The sequence below is a fragment of the Stenotrophomonas sp. YJH_SMC_21 genome, assembly GCF_059369555.1.
Map to the genome: position 1 here is coordinate 37,700 of NZ_JCAFSU010000024.1, position 6,911 is coordinate 44,610.

Below are 6,911 nucleotides of genomic sequence, written 5' to 3' on the forward strand. Positions count from 1 at the left end.
TTTTCAGCCCACCCGGGCCAGCTGTGGTTGCCTGGCGCCGAGCCGGCGCCGTTCACGGGCCGGGGCGATGTCCAGTTGTTCCCGGTATTTTGCGACGGTTCGGCGGGCAATGTTCACCCCCTGGCGTGACAACAGGCCGGCGATCGCCTCATCGGCCAGTGGCCGACCGGCCGGTTCGGCGTCGATCAGGCGGCGGACCATGGCCTTGACCGCCTGCCCGGAGACGCTGGCGCCTTCCAGTCGGACGGCGAAGAAGTGCTTCAGTTCGAAGGTGCCGCGCGGGGTCTGCAGGAACTTGCCGGTGGTGATGCGCGAGACGGTGGACTCGTGCATGCCGATTTCCTCGGCCACTTCCTTCAGGGTCAGCGGTGCCATGGCTTCCTCGCCACGCACCAGGAACGCGGCCTGGCGCTCGACGATCACCCGCGCGGTGCGCAGCAGGGTGTCGTAGCGCATCGACAGGCCGCGGCTGAACCAGCGCGCTTCCTGCAGCATCTCGCGCAGTGCCGGGGCGGCCTCACTGGTCTCTGCCAGCGCCTGTTCGTACTGGCTGTTGATGGAGACGCGGCGACTGGTGGCCGGGTTCAATGCCACTTTCCACTGGCCATCGGCGTGCCAGGCGACCACATCCGGAACCACAACGGCATTGCGTTCCGGCAGCAGGCTGTCGCCTGGGCGTGGCTGCAGCGACAGGATCAGGCGTACCGCTTCGCGCACATCGTCGATCTCGGCGTCGTGCTGGCGGGCGAGGGCGGGGTAATCATGTGCGGCCAGCGCATCGAGCGCGCCGTCCAGGATGCGCGTGGCCAGGTGGCGGGCAGGCACCGCGCCGTGCAGGCTGCGCAGCTGCGCCTGCAGGCCCTCGCGCAGGTCCTGGGCGGCCATGCCGGCCGGGTCACCGTGCAGCAGCTGCTGGCGGATGGCTTCGACGCCGTCGGCGTCGATGTCGAACTGGGCGCTGGCCAGCAGCTGCAGCTGGCCCAGTGGCGCCTGCAGGTAGCCAGCCTCGTCGCAGTGGTCCAGCCAGAATGCGGCCACTGCCAGCTGGCGATCATCCATGTCCAGCGACAGGCGCTGCAGCACGCGCAGCTGCGGGTCGGTGGATTCGCCGGCGGCGATGCGCGCCATGCGGTCGTCGTCGCCGTCCTGCCAGCTGGCGCCGGCCACGTCCCACATCGACGACTCCGGCAGCTCGTCGAACGCGGCGGTTTCCAGCGTCGCGGTGGCAACGTCGGTGGCGTCGGCGGCCGGTGCTTCGGGCTCTTCGATTTCCAGCAGGGGATTGGAGTCCAGCAGGCGCTGGATTTCCTGTTCCAGGTGCAGGCCATCAAGCTGCAGCAGCCGGATCGACTGCAGCAGCTGCGGGGTGAGGTGAAGTTGTTGGCCCAGCTGGGTCGAGAGTGCAGCCTTCATCGTGGTTCCCCGGCGCCGCTCCCCGGCGCCTTGTGGAACGCATCTTGCTTTTGATCCGGCGGTGGCGGAATCGGGGGGTTCCTGAGGAGCTTCGTGAATTTCCTTACGGCGTGTAGGGGTATTCCCTACAGTGGTGCGGAATGTTGACGATGATCGCTGCTAAGTTGCTGATTTCCGGTGCAAGGCCGGGATTGATCGGGCTGCACCGTGTACGGATTCCTGTCGGGGAGTGTCGGGATGACGGGAATTCGACGCCGGGTGCGGGTTGGCTGCGTCGGCTGTCGATAGAGACGATCACCGGTAGAGTCGACTGTCAGTCGACTGCTCTCCGATCAGACCAAGGAAAAGTTCCGCGCTCCGCGCGCAAGTCGACTGACAGTCGACTCTACCAACAGCCAACTCTACCCAGCCATCGCTTCGTCACGCCGAGGCTGGCGCTTACTCCAGCTCGTGCTGATGGCGCGCGGCCAGCAGCAGCAGATCGTTGGCGCGACGGCAGCCCAGTGACTCCATCATGCGTGCGCGGTGGGTTTCCACTGTCTTGACGCTGATGCCGAGGTCGGCGGCGATTTCCTTGTTGCTCTCACCCTTGCCGATGCGGCGCAGGATCTCGCGCTGGCGCGGCGACAGCGCGGCGATGCCGGTGGGCTTCTCGCGGCCCAGCATCGGTGCCAGCATCTTGGCGGAGATCTGCGGGCTCAGGAACACCTGGCCGGCGTGTGCGGCGCGCAGCGCCAGTTCCAACTCCTGCGGTGCTGCATCCTTGACCACGAACCCGACCGCGCCCCGATCCAGGGCATCGCGCACGTGAGCGGCATCGTCGTGCATGGTCATCATCACCACCCGGGTACCGGGCGCGCGCAGCCGGATATCGCTGAGCGCTTCCAGACCCGTACGGCCAGGCAATGACAGGTCCATCAGGACCACGTCCGGGGCGTGCTGCAGGGCCAGCTGCAGCGCCTGTTCGGCGTTGCTGGCCTCTGCAACCAGCTGCACGTCGGCAAACCCCTGCAGCAGCCGCGCCAGGCCGGCGCGGACCAGGGTGTGATCGTCGACGATGAGAACTCGCACAGGCACGCAGCAGGTCCGTGTAGGGGAGTCCACCTTAACTTAGCTGAACGGGCGCGCCAAGGCTTGCCCGCCAAGCGTGATGGTGGCAGGTTTCAGCGCGCCCGGCGTGCCTCGGCCACCTGGCGCCGGTGCAGGCGGAACAGGTGGCGCTCCATGGCCATTTCCAGGCCATCGCCAAGGCGCTGGAAGCGCAGCCACAGATAGTGGCCGCCGCCGCCATCGGCCGCTTCGGCAATCACTTCCACCGGCAGGTCGATATGGTCGGGCAGCCAATCACTGGGCTGCAGACGGACCAGGCCCGCCTGGCCGGGGCTGGCGCCACTGCGCGGGCCCAGTTGCAGGCGGATGCCACGGCGCGACCAGCGCACCGGGCGCAGGGTCAGTTCCTGGCCCTGCTGGCGGACCAGGCGGCCAAGCAGCACCATCGCCAGATCCAGCTTCGCCTCCAGCCGCTGCAATTGCAGGCTGGCTTCATTGCGGTCGTCATGCTCGTCAACGCGGCTGTCTTCAACCAGCGCCAGGCTGCGCAGCAGGCCCTCGGCACTGCCGGTACGGCCGGTGCCACTGCCTGCCTGGAATTCGGCGGGCAGTGCCAGCTCGCAGCTGAGCGTTTCGTCGAACAGCTCGCTTTCGGCGGGATGGTGCAGCGACGTTGTCGGCAGTTGGGTCATGCCAGCGATTCTGCCTGCAGGTAGGCATGGGCCGCGCGAAGAGAGCGCTGGCCGTCATTCATCAGTGCTGCCACCGCATCGCGACGCTGGCGCAGCAGGCCCAGCAGGTTCTGCTGGCGCTCGAACAGCGCACTGAGCGGTGCGTGGTCGTCCGAGGTCAGCGGCTGGCTGAGCAGGGCATGCAGCGTGCTGTCGTGACCGTCGAGCAGGCTGTCGGCCTGGTCGAGGGCGTCTTCGCCCAAGGCCTTTTCGAAGGCGTCCAGCTGGGCGTGCAGTTCGTGCAGGCTCATGGCGCCACCGCGGCCGGGCGGCGCTGTTCCTGCGGGATTGCATTCCAGGCGCTGTCGATCTCGCCCAGCAACTGCAGGGATTCATCGAGGGCGGCACGGTCGTTGTGCAGGTTGGCCTCGGTCAGGCGCTGCAGCACGTAGTCGTAGAGTGCCGACAGGTTCCCGGCGATTTCACCGCCAGCCTCATGATCCAGCGAGCCATTGAGGTGGCCGACGATCGCGCAGACCTCGCCGATCGCCTTGCCCTTGCCGGCCTGGTCGCCACGCTCGAGGCTGGCCAGGGCGCGCCGCACGCGCTCCAGCGCGCCGGCCAGCAGCATCGCCACCAGCTTGTGCGGATCGGCATCGGCGACCGCACTGGTCACTCCCACCTGGCGGTACTGCTCGGCATATTGACGGCTGGAACCGTACATTCGTGATTCTCCTTGCGCGGGGTGCCGCCGGACGGTCGTGGGGACCGCTGCCGGCGGTGCGGCGTTGATTGCTGTTGCGTCCGTTATCGGTGCGTTACACGCCAAACTTGAGCGTTGCACGCAGTCCTTTAGCGGTTCAGCTGTGCCAGCTGCTGCTGCAGCGACGTATTGCTCTGCTGCAGCTTGCCCATCAGGCTGTCCAGCGCGATGAACTGCTTCTTGTAGCGCTCCTCCACGTTCTTCATGCGCGTGTCGAGGTCCTTGCGGCGCTTGTCGATGTTGTCCAGCGTGGTGTTGAGGCCCTTGGTGCGGGCGACGAAGGCACCTTCCTTGCCGACCGTGGTACTGACGTAGCCGTCGACCATGGTGTAGAGCGTGCCGGCACCGCCGGTGTCGCCGGTGATTGCCGAGCGGATCTTCTCGGGCTGGCTGGCCAGCGCGGCGGCAAACTTGGTGGCGTCCAGCACCAGGCTGCCGTCGGCGTTGGGATAGCCGCGCGTCTGGAGCCCCAGTGTCTTCGGGTCCAGGCCATCGGCGGACAGTTCCTTCAACACACCCGACATCACCGAGCGCAACTGGCTGGAGGCACCGCGCATCTGCGCGTCGCCGGTCAGCGTGGCGGCTTCCTTGGTCTTGGCGTCGTACTTGGTCTCGGTGTTGATCGCCGCGATGGCTGCGTTGTAGGCGGTCACGAACTCCTGCATCACCTTGGTGGCTGCAGTGGTATCGGTGCTGATCACGACGGTGCTCTTGCCTTTGACCTTGAGGTTCAGGGTCAACCCCGGCACGGCGTCGGCCACGGTGTTGCTGGCGCTGACCACCGTGACGCCATCGATGGTCAGCTCGGCATCGGCTGCCGCGGTGTTTTCCTGGAGGCTGCCCACCAGTGCGGTCAGTTTCGGGTCGCTGCCGCCGTATTCGAGCTTGATGGCATTGGCGGCGCCGGTCTTTTCCTGGGCGATCGACAGGTACTGGTTGTCGCCCGAGGCGATCAGGGTCGCCTGCACGCCTTCCTTGCGGCCTGCGGCGTCGATCTTGTTGCGCACGGTGGTCAGCGTATCGCCGGCTTCCACCTCGACCTTCATCGTCTTTGCCTTGTCGCCAACGCCAACGGTCAGCGTCAAGGTTCCGGCGCCGAAGGTGTCGGTCTTCCCCACCGAGGTATTGGCAATCAGCTTGTGCGCGGTGGCAAGGGATTTCACCTCCACCTGATGCGTGCCATTGGAGGCCGCTGCCTTGGTCGTGCCCAGGTCGTACAGTGCCACCGAGGCCGTCAGCACGTCGTCGGTGTTGGCGGGCTGTGCCTTGCCGGTGGCGGTCACCGTGCGGGTATCGAAGGCCGTGGTGGCCTTCAGTGCGGTCAGTGCGGTCTTCAGCTTGTCGAAGGCCGAAGTGACAGTGCCGATCGACGACAGCTGCATCTTGGCCTTGGACTGCTGCAGGTTCAGCGCGTTGTCGGCGGGCTTGCGGTCGGCTGCGACCAGCTGGTTGACGATGTCCGAGATGTTGAGCCCCGAGCCAATGCCACCGTATCCAAAGCTTGCCATGTGATTCTCCTGGTATCCGGGCCTGGCCGTCGTGCGGTGGCCCGTCGTCAACGAAAATAGCGGCCTGCGCCGCTGGGTCTTGAGGACTTCGTTGATGCACGTGCCGTGCCAATGGTCTGGCGCAGGTTCTGGCACGCGGGTTGCAGGAAGGCTGGGGCAGGGTGCGGGTAGGTTCACCGCGGGCTGCCGGGAGTCTGCAAAAAGCCCTCCCCCAATGCAGGGGAGGGATCAGGCTACTGACAATCGGGGGGAGACGAAGCCGCCCGGTACGTACAGTCAAAGGTACAGCGCTGAAAGAGAGGTCCGCAGGAGCGGGCGATGCCAAGCCGGTTCGGGAGTGATCCCGGGCCGGGCATGGCCCGCGCCTTCGTGCATCGTGGCTTCCCGGTTGCCGCTACCGTCGGTTCGACCCGACGGTAGCGGCGCCTTCTTGCCGTGGATCAGCGCAGCAGGCTGAGCACGCCCTGCGGCACCTGGTTGGCCTGGGCCAGCATGGCCGTACCGGCCTGCTGCAGGATCTGGGTGCGGGTCAGCTCTGCGGTTTCCTTGGCGAAGTCGGTGTCCTTGATGCGGCTGCGCGAAGCCGACAGGTTTTCCGACGAGGTCTGCAGGTTGGCCACCACCGAGGTGAAGCGGTTCTGCACGGCGCCGAGGTCAGCGCGGGTGCTGTTGATCGCGCCCAGGGCCTTGTCGACCACTTCCATCGCCTGCTGCGCGCCCTTCACGGTGGACACGTCGATCTTGTCGGCGAAGCTCTTGGCCACTGCGGTGGTGCTGGCGGTGATGTCGCCCGGGCCGGTGGCGATGCCGGTCCAGGTGCCGGTTTCCACGGCGATACCGAGGAAGGCGCCATTCTTGTCGACGCTGTCCTTGACCGAGCTCAGGTTGATCTTGCCACCACCGGCAGCGTCGACCTCGGCCAGGACGCCGGTCTCACCGATCTTGGCATTGATCGCAGCGACCATGGCCTTGGTGGCGGCGTCCTGGGTCTTGGTGCCATCGGCACCGCCCTGGGCGGCCACGTCGATGTCGGCGATGCTGATTGCCGAACCTGCACCGTTGGTGATGGTCATGCCGCTGACCTTCACGCCGGTTGCGCCGTCTGCCGGAGCGGCGATGGTGAAGCTGACCGAATCGAACATCGCACCACCCAGGGCATTGGCCTTGGCATCGATGGTCTTGTCGATGGCAATGGCCTGGCCGGCATTGGCGCCGACCTGGAACAGCTGGCTGGAGAACGAGCCGTCCAGCAGCTTGGTGCCGTTGAAGTCCGACTGCTTGGCGACGCGGTCGATTTCGCTGACCAGCTGGGTCACTTCGGCCTGCAGGGCCTTGCGGTCGCTGGCCGAGTTGGTGGCGTTGGACGCCTGCACCGACAGCTCGCGGACGCGCTGCAGGTTGTTGCCGATTTCGGTCAGCGAACCTTCGGCGACCTGGGCCAGCGAGATGCCGTCGTTGGCATTGCGGATGGCGACGTCGGTACCGCGGATCTGCGTGCCGAAGCGC

At 66.5% G+C, this 6,911-nt stretch carries 7 protein-coding genes; all 7 read right to left on the bottom strand.

What is annotated here, in order from left to right; translation table 11 throughout:
• Positions 1 to 3: 3 nt before the first annotated feature.
• Positions 4 to 1,413, bottom strand: a complete 1,410-nt coding sequence (gene rpoN, locus AC5P67_RS19725; RefSeq protein WP_005409557.1) for an RNA polymerase factor sigma-54 — start codon at positions 1,411 to 1,413, stop codon at positions 4 to 6.
• Positions 1,414 to 1,851: 438 nt separating this feature from the next.
• On the bottom strand, positions 1,852 to 2,484 hold the full coding sequence (locus AC5P67_RS19730) for a response regulator (protein WP_005413261.1): 633 nt from the start codon (positions 2,482 to 2,484) through the stop codon (positions 1,852 to 1,854).
• A 92-nt stretch (positions 2,485 to 2,576) separates the two neighbouring features.
• Positions 2,577 to 3,155 carry a PilZ domain-containing protein gene (locus AC5P67_RS19735; RefSeq protein WP_005413262.1) on the bottom strand — a complete coding sequence of 193 codons (579 nt, stop codon included), beginning with the start codon at positions 3,153 to 3,155 and terminating at the stop codon, positions 2,577 to 2,579.
• Positions 3,152 to 3,445 (bottom strand): hypothetical protein, encoded by a 294-nt coding sequence (locus AC5P67_RS19740; RefSeq protein WP_005413263.1) that lies wholly within the window; start codon positions 3,443 to 3,445, stop codon positions 3,152 to 3,154. The genes AC5P67_RS19735 and AC5P67_RS19740 overlap by 4 nt, the downstream gene beginning before the upstream one ends.
• Positions 3,442 to 3,858 carry a flagellar export chaperone FliS gene (gene fliS, locus AC5P67_RS19745; RefSeq protein ID WP_005409561.1) on the bottom strand — a complete coding sequence of 139 codons (417 nt, stop codon included), beginning with the start codon at positions 3,856 to 3,858 and terminating at the stop codon, positions 3,442 to 3,444. The genes AC5P67_RS19740 and fliS overlap by 4 nt, the downstream gene beginning before the upstream one ends.
• Before the next feature lie 128 nt (positions 3,859 to 3,986).
• Positions 3,987 to 5,405 (bottom strand): flagellar filament capping protein FliD, encoded by a 1,419-nt coding sequence (gene fliD / locus AC5P67_RS19750; RefSeq protein WP_043033573.1) that lies wholly within the window; start codon positions 5,403 to 5,405, stop codon positions 3,987 to 3,989.
• 440 nt (positions 5,406 to 5,845) lie between these two features.
• Positions 5,846 to 6,911: flagellin (locus AC5P67_RS19755; RefSeq protein WP_495205357.1), on the bottom strand; the 1,066-nt coding region annotated here is incomplete at its 5' end.

Excerpts from the sequence above, each read along its gene's own strand:
- rpoN (WP_005409557.1), bottom strand. The coding sequence starts at position 1,413 with ATGAAGGCTGCACTCTCGACCCAGCTGGGCCAACAACTTCACCTCACC.
- AC5P67_RS19735 (WP_005413262.1), bottom strand. The coding sequence starts at position 3,155 with ATGACCCAACTGCCGACAACGTCGCTGCACCATCCCGCCGAAAGCGAG.
- AC5P67_RS19740 (WP_005413263.1), bottom strand. The coding sequence starts at position 3,445 with ATGAGCCTGCACGAACTGCACGCCCAGCTGGACGCCTTCGAAAAGGCC.
- fliS (WP_005409561.1), bottom strand. The coding sequence starts at position 3,858 with ATGTACGGTTCCAGCCGTCAATATGCCGAGCAGTACCGCCAGGTGGGA.
- fliD (WP_043033573.1), bottom strand. The coding sequence starts at position 5,405 with ATGGCAAGCTTTGGATACGGTGGCATTGGCTCGGGGCTCAACATCTCG.